24 protein-coding genes and 1 pseudogene are annotated in these 26,705 nt (G+C 73.2%); 11 read left to right on the top strand and 14 right to left on the bottom strand.

Features of this window, described 5'->3' with window-relative positions; translation table 11 throughout:
* Nucleotides 1-87: 87 nt before the first annotated feature.
* Nucleotides 88-1,497 carry a type I glutamate--ammonia ligase gene (gene glnA, locus ABD350_RS01720; RefSeq protein WP_189752547.1) on the bottom strand — a complete coding sequence of 470 codons (1,410 nt, stop codon included), beginning with the start codon at nucleotides 1,495-1,497 and terminating at the stop codon, nucleotides 88-90.
* Between the two features lie 210 nt (nucleotides 1,498-1,707).
* On the opposite strand from glnA, the gene ABD350_RS01715 reads away from it, so the two are divergent.
* Complete coding sequence (locus tag ABD350_RS01715; protein WP_344345660.1) at nucleotides 1,708-2,175, top strand: RDD family protein; 468 nt, start codon at nucleotides 1,708-1,710, stop codon at nucleotides 2,173-2,175.
* A gap of 94 nt (nucleotides 2,176-2,269) precedes the next feature.
* Here ABD350_RS01715 and ABD350_RS01710 read toward each other — a convergent pair whose 3' ends face one another.
* A complete protein-coding gene (locus tag ABD350_RS01710) occupies nucleotides 2,270-3,928 on the bottom strand; it encodes an FAD-dependent oxidoreductase (protein WP_344345658.1) in 1,659 nt (552 codons plus the stop codon).
* Nucleotides 3,929-4,130: 202 nt separating this feature from the next.
* On the opposite strand from ABD350_RS01710, the gene ABD350_RS01705 reads away from it, so the two are divergent.
* From ABD350_RS01705 to ABD350_RS01675, 7 genes are read left to right on the top strand one after another with little or no spacing between them, the layout of a single operon-like run.
* On the top strand, nucleotides 4,131-5,213 hold the full coding sequence (locus tag ABD350_RS01705; RefSeq protein ID WP_344345656.1) for a SchA/CurD-like domain-containing protein: 1,083 nt from the start codon (nucleotides 4,131-4,133) through the stop codon (nucleotides 5,211-5,213).
* Between the two features lie 36 nt (nucleotides 5,214-5,249).
* Entirely contained in the window at nucleotides 5,250-5,690 is a 441-nt protein-coding gene (locus tag ABD350_RS01700; protein ID WP_344345654.1) for a cupin domain-containing protein, read from the top strand.
* Nucleotides 5,687-6,946, top strand: a complete 1,260-nt coding sequence (locus tag ABD350_RS01695) for a beta-ketoacyl-[acyl-carrier-protein] synthase family protein (protein WP_344345652.1) — start codon at nucleotides 5,687-5,689, stop codon at nucleotides 6,944-6,946. Before ABD350_RS01700 ends, ABD350_RS01695 begins: the two co-directional genes overlap by 4 nt.
* Before the next feature lie 9 nt (nucleotides 6,947-6,955).
* Nucleotides 6,956-8,200, top strand: a complete 1,245-nt coding sequence (locus ABD350_RS01690) for a beta-ketoacyl synthase N-terminal-like domain-containing protein (protein WP_344345650.1) — start codon at nucleotides 6,956-6,958, stop codon at nucleotides 8,198-8,200.
* Nucleotides 8,201-8,222: 22 nt separating this feature from the next.
* The gene (locus ABD350_RS01685) at nucleotides 8,223-8,477 is read left to right on the top strand and encodes an acyl carrier protein (RefSeq protein WP_030783119.1); all 255 of its coding nucleotides are present in this window, start codon (nucleotides 8,223-8,225) and stop codon (nucleotides 8,475-8,477) included.
* A 1-nt stretch (nucleotide 8,478) separates the two neighbouring features.
* Nucleotides 8,479-8,958 carry an SRPBCC family protein gene (locus ABD350_RS01680; protein WP_344345647.1) on the top strand — a complete coding sequence of 160 codons (480 nt, stop codon included), beginning with the start codon at nucleotides 8,479-8,481 and terminating at the stop codon, nucleotides 8,956-8,958.
* Nucleotides 8,959-8,979: 21 nt separating this feature from the next.
* Nucleotides 8,980-9,312, top strand: coding sequence for a TcmI family type II polyketide cyclase (locus ABD350_RS01675; protein ID WP_344345645.1), 333 nt, complete (start codon nucleotides 8,980-8,982; stop codon nucleotides 9,310-9,312).
* 76 nt (nucleotides 9,313-9,388) lie between these two features.
* Here the strand turns inward: ABD350_RS01675 and ABD350_RS01670 are convergent, their stop codons facing one another.
* The 6 genes from ABD350_RS01670 to lipB all read right to left on the bottom strand — a co-directional run bounded on the left by ABD350_RS01670 (nucleotide 9,389) and on the right by lipB (nucleotide 14,789).
* Nucleotides 9,389-10,384 (bottom strand): methyltransferase, encoded by a 996-nt coding sequence (locus ABD350_RS01670; protein WP_344345770.1) that lies wholly within the window; start codon nucleotides 10,382-10,384, stop codon nucleotides 9,389-9,391.
* A 112-nt stretch (nucleotides 10,385-10,496) separates the two neighbouring features.
* Nucleotides 10,497-11,582, bottom strand: coding sequence for a right-handed parallel beta-helix repeat-containing protein (locus tag ABD350_RS01665; RefSeq protein ID WP_344345643.1), 1,086 nt, complete (start codon nucleotides 11,580-11,582; stop codon nucleotides 10,497-10,499).
* Nucleotides 11,583-11,704: 122 nt separating this feature from the next.
* On the bottom strand, nucleotides 11,705-12,406 hold the full coding sequence (locus tag ABD350_RS01660) for a DUF4191 domain-containing protein (protein ID WP_344345641.1): 702 nt from the start codon (nucleotides 12,404-12,406) through the stop codon (nucleotides 11,705-11,707).
* Nucleotides 12,407-12,482: 76 nt separating this feature from the next.
* Complete coding sequence (locus tag ABD350_RS01655) at nucleotides 12,483-12,680, bottom strand: SCO2195 family GlnR-regulated protein (protein WP_344345639.1); 198 nt, start codon at nucleotides 12,678-12,680, stop codon at nucleotides 12,483-12,485.
* 231 nt (nucleotides 12,681-12,911) lie between these two features.
* Nucleotides 12,912-13,877: a lipoyl synthase gene (gene lipA / locus ABD350_RS01650; protein ID WP_344345637.1), complete on the bottom strand. Its 966-nt coding sequence runs from the start codon at nucleotides 13,875-13,877 to the stop codon at nucleotides 12,912-12,914.
* Nucleotides 13,878-13,991: 114 nt separating this feature from the next.
* A complete protein-coding gene (gene lipB, locus ABD350_RS01645) occupies nucleotides 13,992-14,789 on the bottom strand; it encodes a lipoyl(octanoyl) transferase LipB (RefSeq protein WP_344345635.1) in 798 nt (265 codons plus the stop codon).
* 240 nt (nucleotides 14,790-15,029) lie between these two features.
* On the opposite strand from lipB, the gene ABD350_RS01640 reads away from it, so the two are divergent.
* The gene (locus tag ABD350_RS01640; protein ID WP_344345633.1) at nucleotides 15,030-16,499 is read left to right on the top strand and encodes an NsdA family TPR-like regulatory protein; all 1,470 of its coding nucleotides are present in this window, start codon (nucleotides 15,030-15,032) and stop codon (nucleotides 16,497-16,499) included.
* A 15-nt stretch (nucleotides 16,500-16,514) separates the two neighbouring features.
* Here ABD350_RS01640 and ABD350_RS01635 read toward each other — a convergent pair whose 3' ends face one another.
* Both ABD350_RS01635 and ABD350_RS01630 read right to left on the bottom strand, forming a co-directional pair.
* Nucleotides 16,515-17,936, bottom strand: a complete 1,422-nt coding sequence (locus tag ABD350_RS01635; protein ID WP_344345631.1) for an NAD(P)/FAD-dependent oxidoreductase — start codon at nucleotides 17,934-17,936, stop codon at nucleotides 16,515-16,517.
* 183 nt (nucleotides 17,937-18,119) lie between these two features.
* Nucleotides 18,120-19,013, bottom strand: coding sequence for a TIGR01777 family oxidoreductase (locus tag ABD350_RS01630; protein WP_344345629.1), 894 nt, complete (start codon nucleotides 19,011-19,013; stop codon nucleotides 18,120-18,122).
* Nucleotides 19,014-19,087: 74 nt separating this feature from the next.
* Between ABD350_RS01630 and ABD350_RS01625 the strand changes: the two genes are divergently transcribed.
* On the top strand, nucleotides 19,088-19,576 hold the full coding sequence (locus ABD350_RS01625) for a GNAT family N-acetyltransferase (protein WP_344345627.1): 489 nt from the start codon (nucleotides 19,088-19,090) through the stop codon (nucleotides 19,574-19,576).
* A gap of 9 nt (nucleotides 19,577-19,585) precedes the next feature.
* On the opposite strand, the gene ABD350_RS01620 is transcribed toward ABD350_RS01625, so the two are convergent.
* Entirely contained in the window at nucleotides 19,586-20,770 is a 1,185-nt protein-coding gene (locus ABD350_RS01620; protein WP_344345625.1) for a MarP family serine protease, read from the bottom strand.
* Nucleotides 20,771-20,968: 198 nt separating this feature from the next.
* Here ABD350_RS01620 and ABD350_RS01615 point away from each other — a divergent pair.
* Nucleotides 20,969-21,796, top strand: a pseudogene (locus ABD350_RS01615) (peptidoglycan recognition protein family protein); the annotation flags it as partial.
* A 260-nt stretch (nucleotides 21,797-22,056) separates the two neighbouring features.
* Here the strand turns inward: ABD350_RS01615 and ABD350_RS01610 are convergent.
* The 3 genes from ABD350_RS01610 to aceE form a co-directional block, all read right to left on the bottom strand.
* The gene (locus ABD350_RS01610; protein WP_344345768.1) at nucleotides 22,057-22,575 is read right to left on the bottom strand and encodes a DUF4240 domain-containing protein; all 519 of its coding nucleotides are present in this window, start codon (nucleotides 22,573-22,575) and stop codon (nucleotides 22,057-22,059) included.
* Nucleotides 22,576-22,633: 58 nt separating this feature from the next.
* Entirely contained in the window at nucleotides 22,634-23,617 is a 984-nt protein-coding gene (locus ABD350_RS01605) for a helix-turn-helix transcriptional regulator (protein WP_344345623.1), read from the bottom strand.
* 219 nt (nucleotides 23,618-23,836) lie between these two features.
* Nucleotides 23,837-26,539, bottom strand: a complete 2,703-nt coding sequence (aceE, locus tag ABD350_RS01600; protein WP_344345621.1) for a pyruvate dehydrogenase (acetyl-transferring), homodimeric type — start codon at nucleotides 26,537-26,539, stop codon at nucleotides 23,837-23,839.
* Between the last annotated feature and the right edge of the window lie 166 nt (nucleotides 26,540-26,705).

Raw genomic sequence — 26,705 nt, 5'->3', positions numbered from 1 at the left:
CGGTGAGTGACGGGGTCCGGGTGCGGCGCGGGTGCGACCAGGCCGTGCTCATCCGCTATGACCTCGGACGGCCGCGTTCCCCGCCTGTCACACGTCGAAGTACAGCTCGAACTCGTGCGGGTGCGGGCGGAGCTGGAGGGGGGCGATCTCGTTGGTGCGCTTGAAGTCGATCCACGTCTCGATCAGGTCGGACGTGAACACGTCGCCCTGGAGGAGGAACTCGTGGTCGGCCTCCAGCGCGTCGAGGACGGCGTTCAGCGAGGTCGGGACCTGGGCGACGTTCGCGTGCTCCTCGGGAGCCAGCTCGTACAGGTCCTTGTCGATCGGCTCGGCCGGCTCGATCTTGTTCTTGATGCCGTCCAGGCCCGCGAGCAGCAGCGCCGAGAAGGCGAGGTAGGGGTTGCCGGAGGAGTCGGGCGCGCGGAACTCGACGCGCTTGGCCTTCGGGTTGGAACCCGTGATCGGGATGCGCATCGCGGCCGAGCGGTTGCGCTGCGAGTACACCAGGTTGATCGGCGCCTCGAAGCCCGGCACCAGACGGTGGTACGAGTTCACCGTCGGGTTGGTGAAGGCCAGCAGCGAGGGGGCGTGCTTGAGGATGCCGCCGATGTAGTAGCGGGCCATGTCCGACAGGCCCGCGTACCCGGCCTCGTCGTAGAACAGCGGGTCGCCGTTGCTCCACAGCGACTGGTGCACGTGCATGCCCGAGCCGTTGTCACCGAAGATCGGCTTCGGCATGAAGGTCGCGGTCTTGCCGTTGCGCCAGGCCACGTTCTTCACGATGTACTTGAAGAGCTGGAGGTCGTCGGCGGCGGCCAGCAGCGTGTTGAACTTGTAGTTGATCTCCGCCTGGCCGGCGGTGCCCACCTCGTGGTGCTGGCGCTCGACCTTCAGGCCCTGCTTGTCCAGCTCCAGGGAGATCTCGGCGCGCAGGTCGGCGAAGTGGTCGACCGGCGGGACCGGGAAGTAGCCGCCCTTGTAGCGGACCTTGTAGCCGCGGTTGTTCTCCAGGGCGCCGGTGTTCCAGGCGCCCGCCTCGGAGTCGATGTGGTAGAAGGACTCGTTCGCCGAGGTGGCGAAGCGCACGCTGTCGAAGACGTAGAACTCGGCCTCGGGGCCGAAGTACGCGGTGTCGGCGATGCCCGTCGACGCCAGGTACGCCTCGGCCTTCTTCGCCACGTTGCGCGGGTCACGGGAGTACTGCTCGCCCGTGATCGGGTCGTGGATGAAGAAGTTGATGTTGAGGGTCTTGTCCCGGCGGAACGGGTCGACACGGGCCGTGGACAGGTCGGCACGCAGAGCCATGTCGGACTCGTGGATGGCCTGGAAACCGCGGATCGACGATCCGTCGAAGGCCAGCTCCTCGTCCGGGTCGAACGCCTCGACGGGCACCGTGAAGTGCTGCATGACGCCCGGCAGGTCGCAGAAGCGGACGTCGACGAACTTGACGTCCTCGTCCGCGATGAACTTCTTGGCCTCGTCGGCGTTCTGGAACATCCAGCTCCTCCTACTCCCGACCGTCCTCGCCGGGGTGGTAGATCGTTCGTGCGGCCAGTGCGGTGGCACACGCTGGCCTCGACCCTAGGGACGGGTGATTTCTCGGGCGTGACCCGTTTGTTTCGCAGACGTTAACCGGCCACATGTCCACCGTAGCCCCCGTGCACCCCTGCGCGTAGTGCCCGAAACCGGGCGCAGTACCGTGGACGGGTGGACAACAGGCAGGCAATCGGATCGTGGCTCTCCGGCCCGCGCGCGGCCATGGAAGAGGCGGGTGCCGACTTCGGCTACCGGGGCGAGCAGCTCGGCCTCCCGGAGCACGGGCCGAACTCGATCGCACGGCCCGGACGGCGACTCGGCGCGCTCGTCGTGGACTGGGCGCTGTGCGTCCTGATCGCATACGGCCTGATCACGCACGGCGACGGACCGGCCACGAGCAACTGGGCGCTGGGCGTCTTCTTCGTGCTGAGCGCGCTCACCGTCGGCACGGTCGGCTGCACCCCCGGCAAGCGGCTCTTCGGCATCCGGGTGGTCGCCCTGAGCACCGGCACGGTCAGCCCGGGCCGCGCCCTGCTGCGCACGGTCCTGCTGTGTGTGGCGGTTCCCGCGCTGATCTGGGACCGCGACGGCCGCGGCCTGCACGACCGTCTCGCCCGAACGGTGGAAGTCCGCATCTGACCCGGCCACGGGAAGAAGGCCGCCCGCGCCACGTGGGCGAAGGCCGCCCGCGCCACCTGGCGCGGGCGGTCTTCGGCGTTCCGTCCCGCGCGTCTCACCCCCTGCGCAGCACCGCCCCCAGCACCCGCCGCAGCTCCGCCTCCGGATCGGCCGCGGCACCGGGCGCGCGCCAGGCCACGAAGCCGTCCGGACGGACGAGGACCGCGCCGTCGGCCGTCGTGCCGTGCGCGGCCGCCCAGTCGGTGCCGCCGCCGGGGCCGTCGCCGTCGTAGGTCAGGTCGGCGTCCGGGCCGGCGCCGATGCGGTAGGTCTCCAGCCGTACCCCGTCCGTGTGCGCGACGCGCCGCGCGGCCGACTGCCAGGCCGCGCCCGCGGCCGAGGCGGCGTCGCTGAGGAGGACCAGCGACCGCTCGTAGAGGTCGATCGTGGACAGCCGTGTGCCCGCCCGGCGCAGCCACAGGTGCGGGGCCCGGCTGCCGGGGTCCGCGGTCAGCCGCACCCCGTCGGGTACGACCGGCTGGGCCGGGTCGGCGTCCAGGACGGCGCCCTCCAGATAGCGGTAGGCGAGGACCACCGGGAGGATGCCGCTGCGCGGGCCGCCGCCGACGCCCGGGGTCGGGGCGAAGCCGGGGTGGCTGTGCTCCACCGAGCGCGCCGAGGCCCGGGCGCTGGTGGCCAGGGCGACCGGCCGGCGCTCGGTGTCGTAGGTCTCCAGCAGCTCGGGCCCGGCCCAGCCGTCGAGCACGGCGGCCAGCTTCCAGGCCAGGTTGTGCGCGTCCTGGATGCCGGTGTTGGAGCCGAACGCGCCGGTCGGTGACATCTCGTGGGCCGAGTCCCCGGCGAGCAGCACCCGGCCGGCCGTGTACCGCTCGGCGACCCGTTCCGCCGCGCGCCAGGACGCCTTCCCGGTGATCTCGATGTCGAGGTCCGGCTCCCCGACGGCCAGCCGGATGTGCCGCTGGAGCCGCTCCTCGGTGAACTCCTCCAGCCGCTCGCCGTGCTCCGGGTGCCAGGGCGCGTGGAACACCCAGTGCTCCTTGTTGTCGACGGGCAGCAGCGCGCCGTCGGCCTCCGGGCTCGTGAGGTAGCAGCAGATGAAGTGCCGGTCGCCGACGGTCTCGGCGAGCAGCTTGGACCGGAAGGTGACGCTGACGTTGGCGAACAGGTCGCCGGGGCCGCTCTGGCCGATGCCGAGCCGGCCCCGCACGGGGCTGCGCGGGCCGTCGCAGGCCGCCAGGTAGTCCGCGCGGACCGTGTACAGCTCGTCGCTGTCGCGGTCCCGGACGTACGCCGTCACCCCTTCGGGGTCCTGGGAGAAGGACTCCAGCTCGTGGTAGTAGCGCAGGTCGCCGCCGAGCGCCCGGGCCCCCTTCAGCAGCACCGGTTCCAGATCGTTCTGGCTGCACAGGCACCACGTGGTGGGGCTGAACTTGGCGAGCCCGCCGCCCGGGTCGATGTGCCGGAACAGCCATTCGCCGGCGTCACCCGCCAGGGTGGGCGTCTGGAGGATGCCGTGGTTGTCCGCGAGCAGCGAGGCCGCCGCCTTGATGTCCGGCTCGATGCCGGCCACCCGGAACAGCTCCATCGTGCGCAGGTTGTTGCCGCGGCCACGCGGGTGGATCGAGGTCCCCGAATGCCGCTCGACGAGCATGTGCGGTACGCCGAGACGGCCCAGGAACAGGGAGAGGGACAGGCCCACCAGGGAGCCGCCCACGACGAGGACGGGCACCCGGTGATCGGCTTTCTGCTGCATCAGGACTCCAGAGGCAGGGTGAGGGATGCGGGGCGCATTGGTGTTTGTGTGCCCTCTGGGACGGCTTTCGCGTGCTCAATCACCCGCGTGGTTCACGCGAGTCGCGCGATCCGGCACAAGCGGCACAGGATCAAGAAGCGCTGACGTCGCGTCATTCGGCGGCCGGCGTTGCCTCTGCCCTCGTGAAGGAGATGTGCGCAGCATGACCACCTTGTCGGAAAAGCCCTCGGCCCCGTCGACGCGCCAGGTGTCGAAGCGGGTCTCCCAGTCGGTGTTCGACGGCTCCCGCCTGCGGGTCGTCCTCCTCGTGGACGTCCACGACGGCGCCCAGCAGCAGTTCCTGGAGGCCTACGAACAGCTGTGCAACCAGGTGGCGCAGGTCCCCGGTCACGTCAGCGACCAGCTGTGCCAGTCCATCGAGAACCCCTCCCAATGGCTCATCACCAGCGAGTGGGAGAGCGCCCCGCCGTTCCTCACCTGGGTGAACAGCGAGGAACACGTGCGGATGGTGGAGCCGCTGCACAGCTGCGTGAGGGACACCCGGTCGCTGCGCTTCCACGTGGTCCGCGAGACCGGGGGAGAGGCCGCCGTCTCCGCCGAGCGCCGCCGGCTCCAGACGTCCCCCCGGATCGGCGACGGGGTGATCCGGCACGCGCTCACCTTCACGGTGCGGCCCGGCAGCGAGGCGGAGGTGAAGCGGATCCTGGCGGACTACGCCTCGCCCCGGGCCCGGGTCGACGAGACCACCCGGCTGTGCCGGACCTCCCTGTTCATGCACGGCAACCGGGTGGTGCGGGCCATCGAGGTGCGCGGCGACCTGCTCGCGGCCCTGCGCCACGTGGCCCGGCAGCCCGAGGTGCGGGCCGTGGAGGAGGCCATCAACCCCTATCTGGAGCAGGAGCGGGACCTGAACGACCAGGAGTCCGCGCGGGTGTTCTTCACCCGGGCGGCGCTGCCCGCCGTGCACCACGTCACCGCGGACGAGCTGACCGAGGGCGAGCGGCTGGCCCGGTACTACCCGGCCCGGCCGGGCGGCGGCATGCGGCTGGCCGAACTGCTCGCCCAGCGGGACGAGGCGGCGGCGGACGACCCGGACAGCCCCGTGCTGCGCAGCACGATCTTCCAGCGTGACGACGTCGTCGTCCGGCTGATCGACGTACGCCCCGGCTCCGGCGCCCAGGCCGCCTCGCCGGAGCCCGGGCACCTGGCCGGGCTGGAGGACCTGCTGGACGGCGAGCCCGTCGGCATGGACCTCGTCACCGACCGCCGCTCGCCCGACGCCTGACCCCCGGCGGGCCGGCCCAACCAACGGAGGATCACCGTGATCACACCCCTTCCGAAGATCATCGACCTGAGCGAGATCGAGCCCAACACCCGGCGCGGCGGTGATCTGCGCGCCATGCTCACCCCCACGACGGTGGGCGCCACCAGCGGTTTCATGGGCGTGGCCATCGTCCGGCCCGGCGACCGCATCGGTGAGCACTACCACCCCTACTCCGAGGAGTTCGTCTACGTCCTGTGCGGGCAGCTGGAGGTGGACCTGGACGGCGAGCCGCACCCGCTGCGGCCCGAGCAGGGGCTGATGATCCCCATCAACATGCGCCACCGGTTCCGCAACGTCGGCAACGTGGAGGCTCGGCTCGTCTTCCACCTGGGCCCGCTCGCCCCGAAGCCGGCCCTCGGCCACGTCGACACCGAGGAGACGGCGCAGCCCGTCGCCGCCGTCGCCGAGCCCGCCGGCCGGGAACAGGTCCGCTCATGACCCGGCGCGTGGCGGTCACCGGCATAGGCGTCGTCGCTCCGGGCGGGATCGGCGTACCGGCGTTCTGGGACCTGCTGGCCGAAGGCCGTACCGCGACGCGGGGCATCACGTTCTTCGACCCGGCCGGGCTCCGGTCCCGGATCGCGGCCGAGTGCGACTTCGACCCGGCCGCGCACGGCCTGGACGCCGAGCAGGTCCAGCGGGCGGACAGGTACATACAGTTCGCCCTGGTCGCCGGGGAGGAGGCGGTCCGGGACTCCGGTCTCGACCTGGCCCGGGAGGACCCCTGGCGGGTCGGTGTCTCCCTGGGCACCGCCGTCGGCGGCACCACCCGCCTGGAGCACGACTACGTCCTGGTCAGCCACCGCGGGCAGCGCTGGGACGTCGACCACGGCGAGGCGGAGCCCCAGCTGCACCGGGCGTTCTCGCCGAGCACCGTGGCCTCCGCTGTGGCGGAACGTTTCGGCGCACGGGGTCCGGTGCAGACCGTCTCCACCGGCTGCACCTCCGGCCTGGACGCCGTCGGCTACGCCTTCCACACCGTCCAGGAGGGGCGGGCCGACATATGCGTGGCCGGGGCCTCGGACTCCCCGATATCCCCGATCACCATGGCCTGCTTCGACGCGATCAAGGCCACGAGCCCCAACAACGACGACCCGGCGCACGCCTCCCGGCCCTTCGACAACAACCGTGACGGCTTCGTCATGGGCGAGGGCGGCGCGGTGCTCGTCCTGGAGGAGCTGGAACACGCCCGGGCCCGCGGTGCCCATGTGTACTGCGAGTTCGGCGGCTACGCCACCTTCGGCAACGCCTACCACATGACCGGCCTGACCAAGGAGGGCCTGGAGATGGCGCGGGCCATCGAGACCGCCCTCGGCCAGGCACGGCTCGACCCCACGGCGATCGACTACGTCAACGCGCACGGCTCCGGCACCCGGCAGAACGACCGCCACGAGACGGCGGCCGTGAAGCGGGCGCTCGGCCACCACGCCTACGACACCCCGATGAGCTCCATCAAGTCCATGGTGGGGCACTCCCTCGGGGCGATCGGCGCCATCGAACTGGTCGCCTGTGTGCTGGCCCTCGCCAAGCAGGTCGTACCACCGACCGCGAACTACGAGATCCCCGACCCGGAGTGCGACCTGGACTACGTCCCACGCGTCGCCCGCGAACGCAAGCTGACCAGCGTGCTGTCCGTGGGCAGCGGGTTCGGAGGCTTCCAGTCCGCGGTGATCCTGACCCGGCCGAGGGAGTGAGGACACACGATGAGCGAACCGAAGGACCGGCAGGCGGCCATCACCGGCATCGGGGTGGTCGCACCCAACGGCACCAGCACCGACACCTTCTGGAAGGCGACCCGGGAGGGCCTCAGCGTCCTCGACCGGGTCACCCGCGAGGGCTGCGAGCACCTTCCGCTGAAGGTGGCCGGTGAGGTCCGCGCCTTCGACCCGGCGGCCACCATCGAGGAGCGCTTCCTCGTCCAGACCGACCGGTTCACGCACTACGCCATGGCCGCGGCCGACTTCGCGCTGGACGACGCCCGGCTCACGCCGTCCGGCATCCCGGACGCGCCGTACTCCATCGGCGTGGTCACCGCCGCCGGATCCGGCGGCGGCGAGTTCGGCCAGCGCGAACTGCAGCGATTGTGGGGCAAGGGCAGCCGGTTCGTCGGGCCGTACCAGTCCATCGCCTGGTTCTACGCCGCCAGCACCGGTCAGGTCTCCATCCGCCGCGGCTTCAAGGGGCCCTGCTCGGTCGTCGCCTCCGACGAGGCCGGCGGACTGGACGCCCTGGCCCACGCGGCCCGGGCGGTGCGCCGCGGCACCGACGTGATCGTGGCCGGCTCCACCGAGGCGCCGCTCGCGCCGTACTCGATGGTCTGCCAGCTCGGCTACGCGGAACTGAGCCGGGAGACCGACCCCGCCCGGGCCTACCGGCCCTTCACCCACGGGGCGTGCGGCTTCGTGCCGGCCGAGGGCGGCGCCATGCTCGTCGTCGAGGCGGTGGGCACCGCCGAGGACCGCGGCGCCGACGTCCGGGCCGTCGTCGCGGGCCACGGGGCCACCTTCACCGGCGCCTCCCGCTGGGCGGAGTCCCGCGACGGCCTCGCACACGCCATCCGGCAGGCCCTGGCCGAGGCCGGCGCGGCCCCCGAGGAGATCGACGTCGTCTTCGCCGACGCCCTCGGGGTGCCGGAGGCCGACCGGGCCGAGGCACTCGCGCTCGCCGACGCCCTCGGCGCGCACGGCACCCGGGTCCCGGTCACCGCCCCGAAGACCGGGATCGGCCGCGGCTACTGCGCGGCCCCCGTGCTGGACACCGCAGCGGCCGTGCTGGCGATGGAGCACGGCCTGATCCCGCCGACGCCGAACGTCTTCGACGTCTGCCACGACCTCGACCTCGTGACCGGCCACGCCCGCGTCGCCGAACCGCGCACGGCACTGGTGCTCAGCCGCGGACTCATGGGGTCGAACTCGGCGCTGGTGCTGCGAGCCGGCACCAGGCAGTGAGCACAGCAAAGGAGGAAAGCGCATGCCGCAGATCACCGTGGAAGAACTCGCCGCGCTGATGAAGAAGGCCGCCGGGGTCACCGTCAGCCCGGAGCAGCTGATGGAGAAGCCGGACACCGGTTTCGACGTCCTCGGCGTCGACTCGCTCGGCCTGCTCGGCATCGTCGGCGAGCTGGAGAACACGCACGGCACCCCGATGCCGGTCGACGCCGAACGCTGCAAGACGCCGCAGCAGTTCCTCAACCTCGTCAACACCACCCTGATGGCAGGAGCCTGACATGGCAGGACACACCCAGAACGAGATCACCATCGCCGCCCCGCTGGACCTGGTCTGGGACATGACCAACGACCTGGAGCGCTGGCCGCAGCTGTTCAGCGAGTACGCGTCGGTGGAGGTCCTCAAGCGGGAGGGCGCCAAGACCACGTTCCGGCTGACCATGCACCCGGACGAGAACGGCACCGTCTGGAGCTGGGTCTCCGAGCGCGAGCCGGACCGCGACGCGCGCACCGTCACGGCCCGCCGGGTGGAGACCGGCCCCTTCGCCCACATGAACATCCACTGGAGCTACGAGGAGGTCCCGGCCGGCACCCGGATGGTGTGGACCCAGGACTTCGAGATGAAGCCGGACGCCCCGGTCGACGACGCCTGGATGACCGACAACATCAACAAGAACTCCAAGGTCCAGCTCGCCCTGATCCGGGACAAGATCGAGAAGGCGGCGGCCGGCCGGCGGCCCGCCCCGGCCCTGGCCGACTGAGCCGGAGAGCAGGAGACGACCGTGCACCAGGCCCTGATCGTCGCCCGCATGGCCCCGGGCTCCGCCCCGGACATCGCCAAGGTGTTCGCGGAGTCCGACCGCGGAGAGCTGCCGCACCTCGTCGGGGTGGCCCGGCGCAGCCTCTTCCAGTTCGGTGATGTGTACATGCACCTCATCGAGTCCGAACGCGAGCCCGGACCGGCCATCGCCAAGGTCACCTCGCACCCCGAGTTCAGAGAGGTCAGCGAGCGGCTGTCGGCGTACGTCAGCGCGTACGACCCCGAGACCTGGCGGTCCCCGAAGGACGCCATGGCCCGGCGCTTCTACGTCTGGGAGCGCGACGCCGGAGTCTGAGACCCCCGTCCGGAGCACCGGTGCCGGGCCCGCGTCACACGCGGACCCGGCACCGGTGTGCCGTGGGGCAGTGGGCTCACCCGCGGACCGTGCAGTCGAAGGCGTGCAGGAAGGGGTTGACCGGGCGGATGTCGCCGACCTCCAGGCCCGCCGCCCGCAGCCGGCCGGTCATGCTGGCGGTGGTGTGCTTGGCCCCGCCCACGTTGAGCAGCAGCAGCAGGTCCATGGCGGTGCTGAACCGCATGGACGGCGTGTCGTCCACCAGGTTCTCGATCACGACGACCCGGGTGCCGGGGCCGCCCGCCTCGACCACGTTGCGCAGCAGCCGGGCGGTGGAGTCGTCGTCCCACTCCAGGATGTTCTTGATGATGTAGACGTCGGCCCTGACCGGGACGGCCTCGCGGATGTCACCCGGCACGATCCGCGTCCGGCCGGCCAGGTCGCCGCCCGGGCGCAGCCGTGGCAGGGCGTTGTCCACCACCCGCGGCAGGTCCAGCAGATAGCCGAGCATGGCCGGGTACTTGTCGAGCAGGCTGGCCACCACGTGCCCCTGCCCGCCGCCGAGGTCGGCGACCGAGTCGCTGCCGGACAGGTCGAGCAGCGCGGCGACCTCCCGGGCCGACTGCTCGCTGGACCGGGTCATCGCCTGGTTGAAGACGTCGGCGGACTCTGGGGCGTCCTCGTTGAGGTACTGGAAGAACTCCTTGCCGTACAGGTCCTGTACGACGTCGTGGCCGGTGCGCACCGCCCGGTCCAGTTGGGGCCAGGCGTCCCAGGTCCACGGCTCGGTGCACCACAGGGCGATGGCCCGCAGGCTGTTCGGGTCGTCCTCGCGCAGCAGCCGGGACATCGCGGTGTGGGCGAACGTGCCGTCGGGCCGCTCGGCGAAGACGCCGTGGCAGGACAGGGCGCGCAGCAGCCGGCGCAGCGGCCCGGGCTCGGTGTGCACGGCCGCCGCCAGGCCCTGGACGGTCATGGGGGCGTCACCGAGGGCGTCGGCGACACCGAGCCGGGCGGCGGCGCGGACGGCGGCGGCGCAGGCCGCCCCGAACACGAGTTCGCGCAGCCGCATCGACGGTGGCGGGGTGGGGGGCGCCCCGGGCTCCGGCGCGGTGGAGAGCGCGGGGGATGGTGCGGTCATGTGCCGTCTTCCTTCCTTGCGTGGGTCGGGTACGGCGGTCCGGTCAGCACAGGCCCGCGGGCCTGGAGGCGCGGCAGGAGTTGCGCTCGAAGGCGTTGCCGCTCTTGGCCGCTTCCTGGTTGACCAGGTCCGCCGGGGAGTTGGCCGACAGGTGGTTGCCGGTGATCCGGTTCCGCTCGCTGGTGGCGCCGACGAAGCTCTTGAACAGGACGATGCCGCCCGACAGCGGGGACCTGCCCGAGTGGCCGGTGACCGTGTTCCGGGCGATCAGGGCCTTCTCGGTGCCGGTCAGGACGATGCCGGAGCCCTGGAGGTGGGGCAGCCGGGCGGTCTTCGGGCAGTACTTGTTGTTCCGCTCGACCAGGTTGGCGCGCACGGTCAGCGCGCCCGCCCGCGGTTTGTTCTCGTCGCCCACGACGAACACGCCGGCGCAGTTGCCGGTGACGTGGTTGCGCCGGACGGTGAGGTTGCGCAGCCGGCGGACGGTGAGTCCGATCCGGTTGCCTTCCAGCAGGGTGCGCTCGACTACCGTGCCCTTGCTGTCCGCGGCGCCCTGCTCGGCCTTGACGCTGTTGGCGAGGAACAGGCCGGCGTCGCCGTTGCGCCGGGCGGTGTCACGGCGGAAGACGCCCCGGGTGGAGTGCTCCTGGGCGATGCCCCACTGGCCGTTGTCGTCGGCGATCACCCCGGTGACGGTCAGCCGGTCGGTGTCCATGGACCACAGGCCGACCTTGGCGAAACCGGTCACCTTCAGATGGGCGACGGTGACGTCCCGGAGGGGTTTGTGCTTCCCGCCGACCACGCAGATGCCGTTGCCGGCCGCGCGACAGGTGGGGGTGGCCCCCTTCGCGGGCGGTACGGCCCTGGAGTTCGCGGGCGGCCGGATGACGGTGCGGGGGCCCACGCCCCGCAGGGTCACCGCGGCGGTTTTGAGCGTGACGCTCTCGTGGTAGGTGCCGGCCGACACCAGCACGGTGTCGCCGGGCCGGGCGGCGTTCACCGCCTTCTGGATGGACTCACCCGGGTGCACCACGAGGGTCCGGTGGGCCGCCGACGCCGGGGCGGCGCCGGCGAACGCACCGACGAGGGCCGTGGCGCATGCGAGGTACGTAATATGGCGTTTTGTCACATTCCGAAGGCTAAGAGCGGATGAGCCGATTACCTGCCGGATGCTCCGTTCGGTGGCGTGTCAACGAAGCCCCGTACCCACCAGGGGGTACGGGGCTTCGTCGATGGCGTGTCCGGGTGCGGTCAGCGCCCCCGGGGCCCGCCCTTCGGCAGCTTCATGCCCTTGGGCATCGGACCCTTCGGCAGCGGCATGTTGCTCATCAGGTCGCCGAGCGCGCGCAGCCGGTCGTTGGTGGCGGTCACCTGGGGGCCGGTGAGCACCCGCGGGAACTTCAGCAGGGTCGTGCGCAGCTTCTTCAGCTCGACCTGGCCCTCGCCGTTGCCCACGATCACATCGTGCACCGGCACGTCCGCGACGATCCGGTTCATCTTCTTCTTCTCGGCGGCCAGCAGGGTCTTCACCCGGTTCGGGTTGCCCTCGGCGACCAGCACGATGCCGGCCTTGCCGACGGCCCGGTGCACCACGTCCTGGCTGCGGTTCATCGCCACCGCCGGAGTCGTCGTCCAGCCGCGGCCGATGTTGTCCAGCACGGCCGCGGCGGCGCCCGGCTGGCCCTCCATCTGACCGAAGGCGGCCCGCTCGGCCCGGCGGCCGAACACGATGGCCGTCGCCAGCAGGGCGATCAGCAGGCCGAAGATGCCCAGGTAGACCGGGTGTCCGATCAGGAAGCCGATCGCGAGGAAGACACCGAGCGTGCCGATGCCGACGGCCGCGAGTACAAGGCCGATCTTCTTGTCGGCCTTGCGGGTCATCTGGTACGTGAGGGCGATCTGCTTCAGTCGCCCGGCATTCGCGGCGTCCGCCGCGGTTTCCTTCCTCGCCATGCCACGAAGTCTACGTGCCCCCGGGAGCGCCTACGACGGCAGTGCCCGGCGGGGCCGGCCCGGGGGCGGGTGCGGGTCAGGAGCGGCCGGCGGCCTGCTCCAGGAACCGCTGGGCCTCGACCCGGTCCTTGGCCCGGCGGCGGTCCTCCAGGACGGAGGTCCAGGCGTTGCGGCGGGCGGTGCGCTGGCCGCCGCTCAGCAGCAGGGACTCGACGCGGCGGAGCGCGTCGGTGAAGGACGGGATGGCGGTGGCGCGTACGGGTGCTGCCTGCATGATCGGGATCCCCCCTAGAAACGGTGGAGACAGGGGCGTGAACACCCAGGGTCACTGTCTGGTGTTACCAGGGCGTGACCGACCGGTCAAACAGGGGTGAACCCCTGGGCGCGGGGGCCGCAACGGCGACGCGGCCCCGGCGCCGCCCTCATCAGCGAGGACGGCCGGGACCGCGTCGACTCGGCCATTACCGGTCAGTAGTGACGTGTGCGACGATTCACACGCGCGGGCTCACACCGCCTGGGCGGCGACGAACGCGCCCCGCTTCTCGACGGCCATCTGGTACAGCCGCCCGGCGCGGTAGGAGGAGCGCACCAGCGGGCCGGACATCACACCGGAGAAGCCGATCTGCTCGGCCTCCTCCTTCAGCTCCACGAACTCCTGCGGCTTCACCCAGCGCTCCACCGGGTGGTGCCGGACGGAGGGACGCAGGTACTGGGTGATGGTGACCAGCTCGCAGCCCGCCTCGTGCAGCTGCCGCAGCGCCTCGCTGACCTCCTCGCGGGTCTCGCCCATGCCGAGAATCAGGTTCGACTTGGTGACCAGGCCGAAGTCGCGGGCCTCGGTGATGACCTTCAGGGAGCGCTCGTAGCGGAAGCCGGGGCGGATCCGCTTGAAGATCCGGGGGACCGTCTCGACGTTGTGCGCGAAGACCTCGGGGCGGGACTCGAAGACCTCCGCCAGCTGCTCGGGGACCGCGTTGAAGTCGGGGGCCAGCAGCTCGACCTTGGTCCGGCCGCCCTCGCGCCCGGCCGTCTGGGCGTGGATCTGGCGCACGGTCTCGGCGTACAGCCAGGCGCCGCCGTCCGGCAGGTCGTCGCGGGCCACGCCGGTGATGGTGGCGTAGTTCAGGTCCATCGTCACCACGGACTCGCCCACCCGGCGCGGCTCGTCGCGGTCGAGCGCCTCGGGCTTGCCGGTGTCGATCTGGCAGAAGTCGCAGCGCCGGGTGCACTGGTCGCCGCCGATGAGGAAGGTCGCCTCGCGGTCCTCCCAGCACTCGTAGATGTTCGGGCAGCCGGCTTCCTGGCACACCGTGTGCAGGCCCTCGCTCTTCACGAGGTTCTGCATCTTCGTGTATTCGGGGCCCATTTTCGCCCGGGTCTTGATCCACTCGGGCTTGCGCTCGATGGGGGTCTGGCTGTTGCGGACCTCCAGGCGCAGCATCTTGCGTCCGTCCGGTGAGACTGCGGACACGTCGGCTCCCTGTGACTTCGATTCTTCGGCGTACACCAGGGTACGCCCGTGCTGATTGCGCCCTGCCGGTGAGACCAACCTCGCGACCACAGGGCGCATTCCCGGTGCCGACGGTCAGGCGGACGCCTTCTCGATCTCCCGGGGCCTGAGGACCGCGTTCTCCAGGACGTCCCTGAGGTGCCTCTCGACCACCGGCACGACCTCCTCGACCGTGATGTCCCGGCCCAGCTCGCCCGCGAGGGAGGCCACGCCCGCGTCGCGGATGCCGCACGGGATGATCCGGTCGAACCACTTCATGTCCGGGTTCACGTTGAACGAGAAGCCGTGCATCGTGACGCCCTTGGCCACCCGGATGCCGATCTGCGCGATCTTGCGGTCCTCGCGCCGCTGGCCCGCGTTGGAGGGGGCGTACTCGGGGCCGTTGAGGCGGGGGTCGAACTCGTCGTCGGTCAGGCGCGGGTCGAAGTCCAGGGACAGCCCCCCGAGCGCCGGCCGCTGCTCGACCGGGTCGCCGAGCACCCATACGCCGCTGCGGCCCTCGACCCGGGTGGTCTCCAGGCCGAACTCGGCGCAGGTGCGGATGAGCGCCTCCTCCAGCCGGCGTACGTGCGCGACCACGTCCACCGGGCGGGGCAGCTTCTGGATCGGGTAGCCCACCAGCTGGCCCGGGCCGTGCCAGGTGATCTTGCCGCCGCGGTCGACGTCGACGACCGGGGTGCCGTCCAGCGGGCGCTCGCTGTCCTCGGTGCGCCGGCCGGCCGTGTACACCGGGGGGTGCTCCAGGAGGAGCACGGTGTCGGGGACCTCGTCGGCGAACCGGGCCGCGTGGATCCGGCGCTGCTCGTCCCAGGCCTCCTGGTAGTCGACGGCATCGGCACCGAATCCCCTGCGGACGAACCGCAACTCACTCACGGCAAGCGCCTCCCTCGGCGATGGGTGTGTCAGGCATGTATCGCGCCCACGCCACTGTACGTCCGACCGGCCCGCGTCAGCCCTGCGGGCGTTCCTCACACGATCGAATGAAGGTGGCGCAAAGTGTGTGATCGTCTGTTCACTCTCCGCTACATTCGCGCCGTTCATGAGGCCATAAGGGCTGCTCAAAGGCAATCCGGGCACGTCCACAGGCCCGGAAGGCAGGAGACCGCACCGCAGATGACGGACCGACCCGCGCAGCGCACCCCCAACCGCCAGCTCGCCGCGCTCATCGCAGAAGCGGGGTTCTCCAACGCGGGTCTGGCCCGTCGCGTCGATCAGCTCGGTCTGGAACACGGGCTGGACCTCAGATACGACAAGACATCGGTCACCCGCTGGCTGCGCGGGCAGCAGCCGCGCGGGACGACCCCCGCCCTCATCGCCGAGGTGTTCACCCGCCGGCTCGGGCGCCGGCTCACCGCCCAGGATCTCGGCCTGGACTCCTGCGCGCCGGTGTACGCCGGGCTGGAGTTCGCGGCCACCCCCGAGGAGGCCGTCGACATCGTCAGCGGCCTGTGGCGCAAGGACTCCGGCAGCCACGCCGAGCTGCGCAAGATCGCCTTCACCCCGGCGGGGCTGGTCGTGCCCAGCCGGGACTGGCTGATCGGCAAGCCCGACGACCGGGTGGCCCGCGAGCCGGGACCCCGGGTGCCGCCGCAGGGCCGGCCCGGCGCGGCCAGGACCCCGCTCCCGCCCGGGGCGGCGGCCGTGGCCCGGGCCCGCGCGACCGCCGAACGCACCCCCGGCCACCGGGTCACCGCCGGCGACATCGCCGCCCTGCGCTCGGTCGGCGAGCTGTTCCGCACCCTCGACGACCGGTTCGGCGGCGGCCACGCCCGGCAGGCGCTGGTGCGCTACCTGGAGCACGAGTGCGAGCCGATGCTCCGCGGCAGCTACGGCGAGCAGACCGGCCGCCGGCTGTTCGGCGCCGCCGCCGACCTGACCCGGCTGGCGGGCTGGACGTCGTACGACATCGCCGCGCACGGACTCGCCCAGCGCTACTTCGTGCAGGCCCTGCGGCTCGCCCAGGCCGCCGGCGACCGGGCCTACGGCTCCTACGTCCTGGTCACCATGAGCCGCCAGGCCGTCTACCTCGGGCACGGCAGGGAGGCCGTGCAGCTGACCCGGGTCGCCCAGCAGGGCGTGGGCACCGGCGCCCCGCCCGTCGTCCAGTCGCTGCTGCACGCCTCCGAGGCGCGGGCGCACGCCGTCCTCGGCGAGGTACGGGCGTGCACCGCGGCGCTGGTGCGGGCCGAGCGCGCGCTGGAGGCGGCCCGGCCCGGGGACGAGGTGCCGTACTGGGCCCGGTTCTTCGACGAGGGGCAGCTCGCCGACGAGTTCGGGCACTGCCACCGGGACCTCCAGCAGTTCCGGGCCGCCGCGCAGCACGCCGAGCGCGCCCTCCAGCTGCGGGCGCCCGCCTTCGCCCGCAGCCGGCTGTTCTGCCGGGTCGTCCTCGCCACCGCGCGGCTGGGTCTCGGTGAACTCGACCAGGCCTGCGCGCTGGCGGCGGAGGCCGCCGGGCAGGCCGCGGAGATGCGGTCCGCCCGCGCGGTGGAGTACGTGAAGGACTTCGAACGCCGGCTGGAGCCGTACCGGGACGCGGCGCCGGTGCGCGGTTACCGGGAGAAGGTCGCCGCGCTGGGGTAGGACCGCCGCGAGCGGCTACGCCGCCCGCGGCAGCACCGGGGCCGGATCCGCGCGGTGCATCGAGCCCGTGGCGCCCAGGTCCGTCAGGATCGCCGACGCCGCCCGGCGGGCGGAGTGCAGCGCTCCCTGGACCGTGCCGCTGTCGCGGTGGTCGCCGCAGACGTACAGGCCCGCCAGGAGGCGTACCGGGCGGCGAGGGTCGTGCGGGGGGCGCATGGCCGGGACCGCCTCGGGGGTGTGGTGCACGGACAGCGTCTCCCAGCGGCGCGTGGAGGTGCCGTAGAGGCGGGAGAGGTGGATGCGGACGGCGGTGTCGACGCCCTCCGGCGGCGGGCCGAGCACCGTCGAGGAGATCAGCACCCGGCCGGCCGGCGCCCGGCTCGGGTCCACGGCGCTGAGCACCGCCGTGTGCGCCACCGGTCCGCCCCGGTCCGCGTCCAGCAGCAGCGAGGCACCGGTCGCGAAGGCCTCCACGGGTTCGTCGGCGGTGTGGTGGACCACCGTCACCGGATGGAAGTCCGGCACCCTCAGCCCGGGCAGCAGCTCCGCCGCGGCCCGCGCGTCGGTGGCCAGCAGCACCGCCCGGCAGCGGACCTCGCCGTGCTCGGCGGTGGCCACCGAGGTCGTGGACACCGAGGTGACCCGCACCCCGGTGTGCACGGTGCCCGGCGGCAGCGCCCCGGCCAGCAGCTCCGGAAGCATCTCCGCGCCGCCCTCCGGCACGCACAGCCGGCCGCTCGCGAAGGCGCGCAGCGCCAGGTCGGCGCAGCGGCTGGACGTGGTCAGCTCCGGGTCGCACAGCAGCGCGGCCAGCAGCGGACGCAGGAAGCCGTCGATGGTGCGGGCCGGCACCCCGCGCCGGGCCAGGGCCTGGGCGGCGGGCAGCTCGGGACGGGCCAGGACGCGCTCGACGGGCGTCGCCGCGAGCCGGCCCAGCGCGGCGCCCAGCCGGGCCTGGTCCACCGCGCCGCCCACCGGCGCGCCGCCGGTCCGGCCGGGCGTGACCGTCGTGCCCCGGCCGGTCGTGGCCCGGGCCGCCGTCGCCCTGACGGCCGTACCCCTGGGCGTGCCGGCGAGGGCGCGCACGGCGTGGAGTGCGCCCCGTGCGCCCCTCGCGCTTCCGCCGGGCGCTGGGGCGCCCGCGCGCTGGAGGCGCCCGTCGCGGTGCAGCAGCACGCCCGGCGCGAAGCGGCGCAGGGACAGCTCGGCCAGGCCCGGGGTCAGCCGGAGTTCGGGATAGGACGTGGACAGCAGCTGTCCGACGCGGTCGAGCCGGAAGCCGTCGACCTTCTCCGTCGACATGCGACCGCCGACGTACGGGGCGGCCTCCAGGACCGCGGTGGTGATTCCGGCGCTGGTCAGCCGGTGAGCGGCCGAGAGGCCGGCAATGCCGGCCCCCACGATGACGACGTCCACCTGGTACGCGGGCTCAAGCACGAGGCCCCTCCTGTGGTTACGCGGCCGGTGGAGGAGCCATGCCTCCGACTGGCGCCACGGATACCCGAGTTCGGATCGAGGTTAGGGCGGTGATCGGTCAGGAGGAGTCGCGCATCAACAGGGCACGGTCGCATGGAGGTCGCATACGGTCACTTTTGTGTGCCCGTGTTGTCAACCGGCTCATTACGCCGCGCGGATCGCCTCCTCGATACCGGGAAACGCGAACCGGAAGCCCGACTCCAGCAGCCGCTTGGGGACCACCCGCTGACTGCCCAGCACATCCCCGGCCATCTCCCCGAGGACCGCGCGCAGCACCCCGGCCGGCACCGCGCACACCGCCGGCCGGTGCAGCACCCGGCCCATCGCCGCGGTGATCTCCCGGTTCGTCAGCGGCTGCGGGGCGGTCAGATTGAACGGGCCGGACAGGTCGTCCCGGTCGATGAGATGCCGGATCGCGGCCACCTCGTCGTGCAGCGCGATGTACGACCAGTACTGCCGCCCGTCGCCCAGCCGCCCCCCGAGCCCCGCCCGGAACAGCGGGAACAGCCGTCCCCAGGCGCCACCGCCCCGGGCCACCACCAGCCCCGTGCGCAGGAACACCGTGCGCACCCCGGCCTCCTCGGCGGGCGCCGCGGCCTCCTCCCACTCCACGCACAGCCCGGCCAGGAAACCGTCGCCCGGGGGCGTGTCCTCGTCCGCCACCCGCTCGCCGGTGTCGCCGTAGAAGCCGATCGCGCTGCCGTTCAGGAAGGCCCGGGGCGGCTCGGGCAGCGAGGCCACCGCCTCGGCGAGCGCGGCCGTGCCCAGCACCCGGCTGTCCCGCAGCACCCGCTTGTACTCCGGGGTCCAGCGCCGGTCGCCCACCCCGGCCGCCGCCAGATTGACCACCACCTCGCACCCGGTCAGCCCGGCCGCGTCGACCCGGCCCCGCTCCGGGTCCCAGCGGACCTCGTCCGGGCCCCGGGGCGCCCGGCGCACCAGCCGCACCACCTCGTGCCCGTCGGCGGCCAGGGACCGCACCAGGGCCCCGCCGATGAGACCGGACGCGCCGGCCACCGCGATACGTGAACGTTCCATGGCCCCAAGCATGACCCCGCCCGAGGCCCGGAAACACGTTGGCCGCCCGGACCACGCCGCCTAGGGTGATCGTCATGCCCGAGCCCTCCATACGCACCGCCCAGGCCGACGACGAGGAGGAACTGGCCGCCCTCGACCGGACCACCTGGTCCACCCTGCACGCGGTCACGCCCCGCCCGCGGCCGCCGTACCCGCCGTTCTTCGACGACCGGCACCGCCCGGAGGACTTCCTCGTCGCCGAGGCCGGCGGACGCCTCCTCGGCTACCTCCGCCTCGCCCGCCCCACCCCGCTCGCCGCCAACGCGCACGTCCTGCAGATCCAGGGGTTCGCCGTCGCCGACGAGGCGCGCGGCCGGGGCGTGGGGCGCGCGCTGCTACGGGCCGCCGTCGACCGCGCGCGCGAGCGCGGCGCCCGCCGGCTGACCCTGCGGGTGCTCGGGCACAACACCCCGGCCCGGGTGCTGTACGAGTCCGAGGGGTTCGCCGTCGAGGGCGTGCTGCCGGGGGAGTTCTTCCTCGACGGCCGCTACGTCGACGACGTGTGCATGGGCCGGTCCCTGTGACCCCGCGCCCTACGCGGCGACCAGCTCGCCCGTGTCCACCGGGGCCGTCGCCGTGGCCGCGCGCCGGGCGGCGCCCGTCACCTCGGCCGCCGTCAGCACATACCCCGTCCCCGCGTCCGAGGCGGACCGGGCGAAGATCATCCCCAGCACCCGGCCGTCCGGGGTCAGCAGCGGGCCGCCGGAGTTGCCCGGCAGCACCTCGGAGCGGATCGTGTACACCTCCCGGGTGACCGTGCGCTCGTCGTAGAGGTCCGAGCCGATCGCCCGTACCCGGTCCGTGACCGTCGCCGCCCGCAGGTCCAGGCCCCCGTCCTCCGGATAGCCCGCCACCACCGCCGGGTCCCCGCGCCCGGCGTCCGGGGCGAACCGCAGCGCCGGGGCGCGCAGCCCGGGCACGTACAGCACCGCCACGTCCCGGCCCGGGTCGAACAGCACCACCCGGGCCGGGTACGACCGCCCGGCCCCGCCGACCCGCACGCTCGGGCGGTCGATGCCGGCCACCACGTGCGCGTTGGTCAGCACCCGCCCGGACGCGTAGACGAACCCGCTGCCCTCGCGGCCCTCGGCGCCCGCCAGTCCCTCGATCTTCACCGTGCCGCGCCGGGCCGCCCGGGCCGCGGCCGGGGTGACGCCGTCGTCCGCCGGCCGGGCCGCCCGGGCCGCCGGCCCGGCCGCGAACGGGCCGGAAACCCGCGGGAAACCCGCCTCGGACAGCGCGGACGCGGCCCGCGCGAACCAGGCGGGCGTGGTCTCGGGCATCCGCTGCCGCACCGCGCCCAGCAGCGTCGAGTCCCGTATCTCCGCCGTCAGCGCCGGGGACGCGGCCGCGCCCGGTACGCCCGCCGCCACGCAGGCCGCCACCAGCACCGCGACCGCGTTCACCGCCGCGCCCCCGACGCCGTCCGCCACCCGCAGCGGGCCCCGGTCCAGCCGCCCGCGCAGCCGCCGTGCCGACCGGCCCGCCAGCCGGTGCCCCAGCACCGCCGGCACCAGCAGCGTCACCGCGGCGAGCGCCGTGACCGCAGCCGGACCCGGCGCCGGCCGGCCCGTGCTCCACGGCAGCAGCCACACCCCGACGAGGGCGCCGGCCACGAACCCGGCCGGCGCGAGGCACCCGGCCACCAGCCCGCGTCGGTATCCCGGCACCGCGCAGCCGACGGCCACCACGGCGAGCACCAGATCCAGCAGGTTCACGGAAGCCGCCTTTCTCCGAGAGCCCCCCTGGTACGGCGGACCGAACCCCCCGGTACGGGCGGAACCGGAACGGATACGGCCGCGCCGCGCCCCCCGGATACGGCCGCGCCCCCGGAACCGGCCCGGACCGGGACGACGGTTGCGCCAGGTGGCAGAGCGTGCGTCGCGGGTACGGCCCGGCGGCTTGACAGTGGGATCATGCGTGTCCTCCGAAGAGCCCCGCAGGCCCCGGCACGGCCCGCCGCGGGGAACCCCCGTACCGCACGGCGGATACCCGGGGCGCTGCTGGTGCTGCTCGGCTGCCTGCCCGGGCTGCTCGCCGTCGGCGCGCTGGTCCTGTGCGCCCGCGGCACCGAGCGCGCCGCCGCCTCCCGTCCCGACCGCCCCGCCGCCGGGGCCCGGCCGCCCGTCGGGCACCGGGCCGCCCGGCCGCGCATCGTGCCGCGCTCCGCCTGGCTGGACCGCGTCACCGGGCACACCCAGCCGCCCCCGCGCTACGACGACAAGGTGGTGGCCGTCTTCCTGCACCACACCGACTCGCCCAACGACTACGCCTGCGCCGACGCGCCGCGCATCATCCGCGGCCTGTACGCCGGCCAGACCGGCGCCCGGCACTGGGACGACATCGGCTACAACTTCCTCGTCGACCACTGCGGCACCATCTACGAGGGCCGCGCCGGAGGCATCGACCGGGCCGTCACCGGCGCCCACACCCAGGGCTTCAACCACCGCACCGCGGGTATCGCCGCCCTCGGCACCTTCACGGCCGGCGTCCCCGTGCCCCGGGCCATGACCGACGCCATCGCCGCCCTCGCGGCCTGGAAGCTCGGGCTCGCCGACATCGACCCGCGCGGCCGGGCCCGGCTGGTCTCCAGCAGCGGCCAGAGCCGGTACAAGGCGGGCGCCGCCGCCACCCTGCCCGCCCTCGCCGGGCACGACACCGGATTCCCCACCAGCTGCCCCGGCGCGGCCCTGACCGCCCGCCTCCCGGCCATCCGGGAACGGGCCGCCCTGCTCCAGGGCCGCCCGGCCACGGCGCCGCCCCGCAAGACCCACCGCCCGCTCCCCACCCGGCGTCCCAGGACCGTCCCCGGCACCCACACCACTGCCAGTGCCCGTGCCCGTGCTACTGCCAGTGCCCGTGCCAGTGCCAGTGCCAGTGCCGGCGGTGGTGCCGGCCGGGCCGAGCCGACCGGGGGCACCCAGCGCGGGAAGCAGCCGTGAGGGCGGTCGTGAGGGCGATCGTCGCGGCCCCGCGCGGGAGCGTCCCGGCACACGCGGCGGCGTCATGACCTCAACCGCTCCCACAGCCGGGGAAACCGCTCGGCGAGCACCCGGTCGTCCTCCAGGTCCAGCGGGGTGCCCTCCGGTTCGGCCGGCGCCGGGGGAAGGCCCAGTTCGGGGGCGACGGTGCCGGTCAGCTGCTCGTAGGCCTCGTCCGCCGCGTACCCCAGCTCCTCGCCGTCGCCGTCCACCTCCTCGTCGAAACCGCCCAGCAGCCCGGCCAGCGCGTCCGGGTCGTGCAGGGCCCCCTCGAAGACCTCCCGGCCCTGCCCGATCAGCCAGCACCGGAAGAAGTCGAACGCGTCGTCGCTGCACCCGTCCAGCAGCAGCCAGGCGGCACCCCACAGATCCCAGCGGTAGGCGCGGTTGTAGCGGGCCTCGAAGTGGCGGGCGAAGTCCAGGACCCGCTCCGGGTCCAGCGCGAGAAGCCGCTCCACCAGCAGGTCGGCCTGTTCCTCGGGGTCCCCCTCGGCGGCCTCGCGGGTGGAGTCGATCAGCTCCCAGAACTCCGTCTCGTCCATCACGCCACCAGCATCGGGCCTTACCCGGTGGCACGCACCCGGAGTACGACGGCCCCGCTCAGCGCTCCTGCCGGCGGTACAGCGCGGCGGCGCGGGCCGCGGCCGCCGTGAACCGCTCGCGCAGCGCGGCCGGCGCCAGCACCTCGGCCTCCGGGCCGAGCGCCGTCAGCTGCTCGTACGCGACCTCCTCCGACTCCACGGGCAGCGTCACCGTCACCCAGCCCGCCGCGTCCGGCGCGCCCGGCTCCGCGAGCGCCGTCCGCGCGGCGAGCGGATCGACCGCGTGCGGCAGCCGGCGGGCACCCTCCGGAGAGAGCCGTACGACGACCTCGCCGCGCAGGATCGAGCGGGCGAACCGCTCGGCCTGCTCCGCCCAGAAACCGGGCAGATCGAACTCCGGGTCGCGGCCGAACCGCTCGCCGAGCGGGTCCACGGCGGTGAACCGGTCGATCCGGTACGTCCGGAAGGAACCGCTTCCGGCCACCCGCGCGCACAGGTACCAGACGCCGGCCTTCAGCACGAGCCCGTACGGCTCCAGCCGCCGCTCCACCGTGTCCTCCCCGCGCCGGTACCGGGCGAGGACCCGGCCGTCGTCCCACACCGCCTCGGCGAGCACCGGCAGCAGCGCGGGCGTCTCCGGCTCCCGGAACCAGGCGGGCGCGTCCAGGTGGAAGCGCTGCGCGGCGGTGTCCGGGGCGTCCCGCAGCGAGGGCAGCAGGGCCGCCGACACCTTCAGCCGGGCCGCCGAGGCGGCGTCCGCCAGGCCCATCTCCCGCAGCGCCCCCGGCACCCCGCTCAGGAACAGCGCCTCGGCCTCGCCGCGGGCCAGCCCGGTCAGCCGCGTCCGGTACCCGCCGACCAGCCGGTACCCCCCGGTCCGCCCCCGGTCGGCGTACACCGGCACCCCCGCCTCGGACAGCGCCTGGGCGTCCCGCGTCACGGTCCGCTCCGACACCTCCAGCTCCCGCGCCAGCTCGGCGGCGGTCATGACGGGGCGGGACTGGAGCAGCAGAACCATCTTGATGAGCCGGGCCGCACGCATGCGCCCATGATGCCGAAGGGCACCGACAGCACGGCCCGCGCGGGCCGGAAAAGGCGAACGCGGCGGACCGGAGGGCACCCGCGACCCGCGCGGGCGCGCACCCTCCTGTCCGCCGCGATGGCGTCCGGCCGCGGCGGCGCGGCCCGGCGGTGCCGGGCCGGCCGTCACTCCCCGTCGGCCTTCTCGCTGCGTCGGCCTGCCCACAGACCGTCGGCCTGCTTACAGCCCGTACTTCTCCCGGGCCTCCTTGACCGCCGTCGCCTTGACCTCGCCGCGGCGGGCGAGCTGGGCGAGGGCGGCCACGACGATCGACTGGGCGTCGACGCCGAAGTGGCGGCGGGCGGCCTCACGGGTGTCCGACAGACCGAAGCCGTCGGCGCCCAGCGAGGACCAGTCCTGCTCGACCCACTGCGCGATCTGGTCCGGGACCTGGCGCATGTAGTCGGACACCGCGAGCACCGGGCTCTCGACGCCCTGCAGGGCCTGGCGGACGTACGGCACCCGGTCCTCGCCGCGCAGCAGCGCCGCGTCGGCCTCCAGCGCGTCCCGGCGCAGCTCGGTCCAGGAGGTCGCGGACCACACGTCCGCGGCCACGCCCCACTCCTCGGCCAGCAGCTTCTGCGCCGCAAGGGCCCAGTGGATCGCCGTGCCCGAGCCCAGCAGCTGGATGCGCGGGGCGCCCGCCGCCACGGTGATGCCCGCGGACTCCGCCGTGTTGAAGCGGTACAGGCCCTTGACGATGCCCTCGTCGATGCCGAGGCCCTGCGGCTTGGCCGGCTGCGGCAGCGGCTCGTTGTAGACCGTCAGGTAGTAGAAGACGTTCTGGTCCTCGCCCGGCTTGGCCTCGCCGTACATCCGGCGCAGACCCTCACGGACGATCACCGCGATCTCGTAGGCGAACGCGGGGTCGTACGTCAGCGCGGCCGGGTTGGTCGCGGCGATCATCGGCGAGTGGCCGTCGGCGTGCTGGAGGCCCTCGCCCGTCAGGGTCGTACGGCCCGCCGTCGCGCCGACCAGGAAGCCGCGGCCGAGCTGGTCGCCGAGCTGCCACATCTGGTCGGCCGTGCGCTGCCAGCCGAACATCGAGTAGAAGATGTAGAACGGGATCATCGCCTCGCCGTGCGTCGCGTACGACGACGAAGCGGCGATGAAGTCGGCCATCGAACCGGCCTCGGTGATCCCCTCGTTGAGGATCTGGCCGTTCTTGGCCTCCTTGTAGTACATCAGCTGGTCACGGTCGACCGGCTCGTACGTCTGGCCCTTGGGCGAGTAGATGCCCAGGGACGGGAAGAGGCTCTCCATGCCGAAGGTGCGCGCCTCGTCCGGGACGATCGGCACCCAGCGCTTGCCCGTCTCCTTGTCGCGGACCAGGTCCTTGATCAGGCGGACGAACGCCATCGTGGTGGCCACGTTCTGCGAGCCGGAGCCCTTGTCGAAGGAGGCGAACGCCTTCTCGGACGGGGCCGGCAGCGCGGGCAGCGGGTGGGTACGGCGGGCCGGGGCCGGGCCGCCGAGGGCCGCGCGGCGCTCCTGGAGGTAGCGCACCTCGGGGGAGTCGGCGCCCGGGTGGCCGTAGGGCACCACGCCGTCGACGAAGTCGCTGTCCTTGATCGGCAGGCCGAGCCGGTCGCGCATCGCCTTGAACTCGTCCACCGTCAGCTTCTTCATCTGGTGGTTGGCGTTCTTCGACGCGAAGCCCTCGCCCAGGGTGTGGCCCTTGACCGTCTGGGCCAGGATCACGGTCGGCGCGCCCTTGTGCTCGACGGCGGCCTTGTACGCGGCGTAGACCTTGCTCGCCTCGTGACCACCGCGCGAGAGGTGGAAGCACTCCAGGATCTTGTCGTCGCTCAGCAGCTTGGCCATCTCGGCCAGCGCCGGGTCCTTGCCGAAGAAGTCCTCGCGGATGTAGGCGGCGTCGCGGGTCTGGTACGTCTGGACCTGCGCGTCCGGCACCTCGCGCAGCCGGCGGACCAGCGCGCCCGTGGTGTCCAGGGCGAACAGCTCGTCCCAGGCCGTGCCCCACAGCGTCTTGATCACGTTCCAGCCGGCGCCGCGGAACTGGGCCTCCAGCTCCTGCACGATCTTGAAGTTGGCGCGGACCGGGCCGTCCAGGCGCTGGAGGTTGCAGTTGATGACGAAGGTGAGGTTGTCCAGCTGCTCACGCGAGGCCAGCGCGAGGGCGGCCGTGGACTCCGGCTCGTCCATCTCGCCGTCGCCCAGGAAGGCCCAGACGTGCGAGGCGGAGACGTCCTTGATGCCGCGGTTGGTCAGGTAGCGGTTGAACCGCGCCTGGTAGATCGCCGACAGCGGGCCGAGGCCCATGGAGACCGTCGGGAACTCCCACAGCCAGGGCAGCCGGCGCGGGTGCGGGTAGGAGGGCAGGCCGTTGCCGCCGGCCTCCTGGCGGAAGTTGTCCAGGTGCTGCTCGGACAGCCGGCCGTCGAGGAAGGCGCGGGCGTAGATGCCGGGGGAGGCGTGGCCCTGGATGTACAGCTGGTCGCCGGAGCCGTCGCCCTCCTTGCCCTTGAAGAAGTGGTTGAAGCCGGTCTCGTACAGCCAGGCGGCGGAGGCGAAGGTCGCGATGTGGCCGCCGACGCCGTGCTTGCTGCCGCGGGTCACCATCGCCGCCGCGTTCCAGCGGTTCCAGGCGGTGATCCGGGCCTCCATCTCCGGGTCACCGGGCAGGGCCGGCTCCGCGGAGGTGGGGATCGTGTTGACGTAGTCGGTTTCGAGGAGCTTCGGCAGCGCGATGCCGCCCGCCTCGGCGCGCTCCAGCGTGCGGCGCATCAGGTACGCGGCGCGGTGCGGTCCGGCCTCCCTGGCCACGGCGTCCAGGGAGGCCTGCCATTCGGCGGTCTCCTCCGGGTCGCGGTCCGGGAGCTGGTCGAGCGCGCTCGGCTGGATGGCGTTGGGGTCGGTCATGTCGCCGCCTTCCTCAGTCGAAGGGGGTTCCCTCATCGTCAAGGGTTCGGGGGTGCCCTAGGTCTTTGGCAGGACAGGGCAGCGGACTTCGGTGGAAGTCCGTCGGCGACTGTAACCCTCTGATCGATGATCGATCAAAGGGTTGAGGGTTAAAAAGTCTCGATTC

Origin of the sequence: Streptomyces nogalater (assembly GCF_039532885.1) — a bacterium.
Classification (GTDB): domain Bacteria; phylum Actinomycetota; class Actinomycetes; order Streptomycetales; family Streptomycetaceae; genus Streptomyces; species Streptomyces nogalater.
The sequence above is the reverse complement of the archived record's forward strand: the minus strand, read 5'-3'. Positions and strand labels throughout refer to the sequence as shown.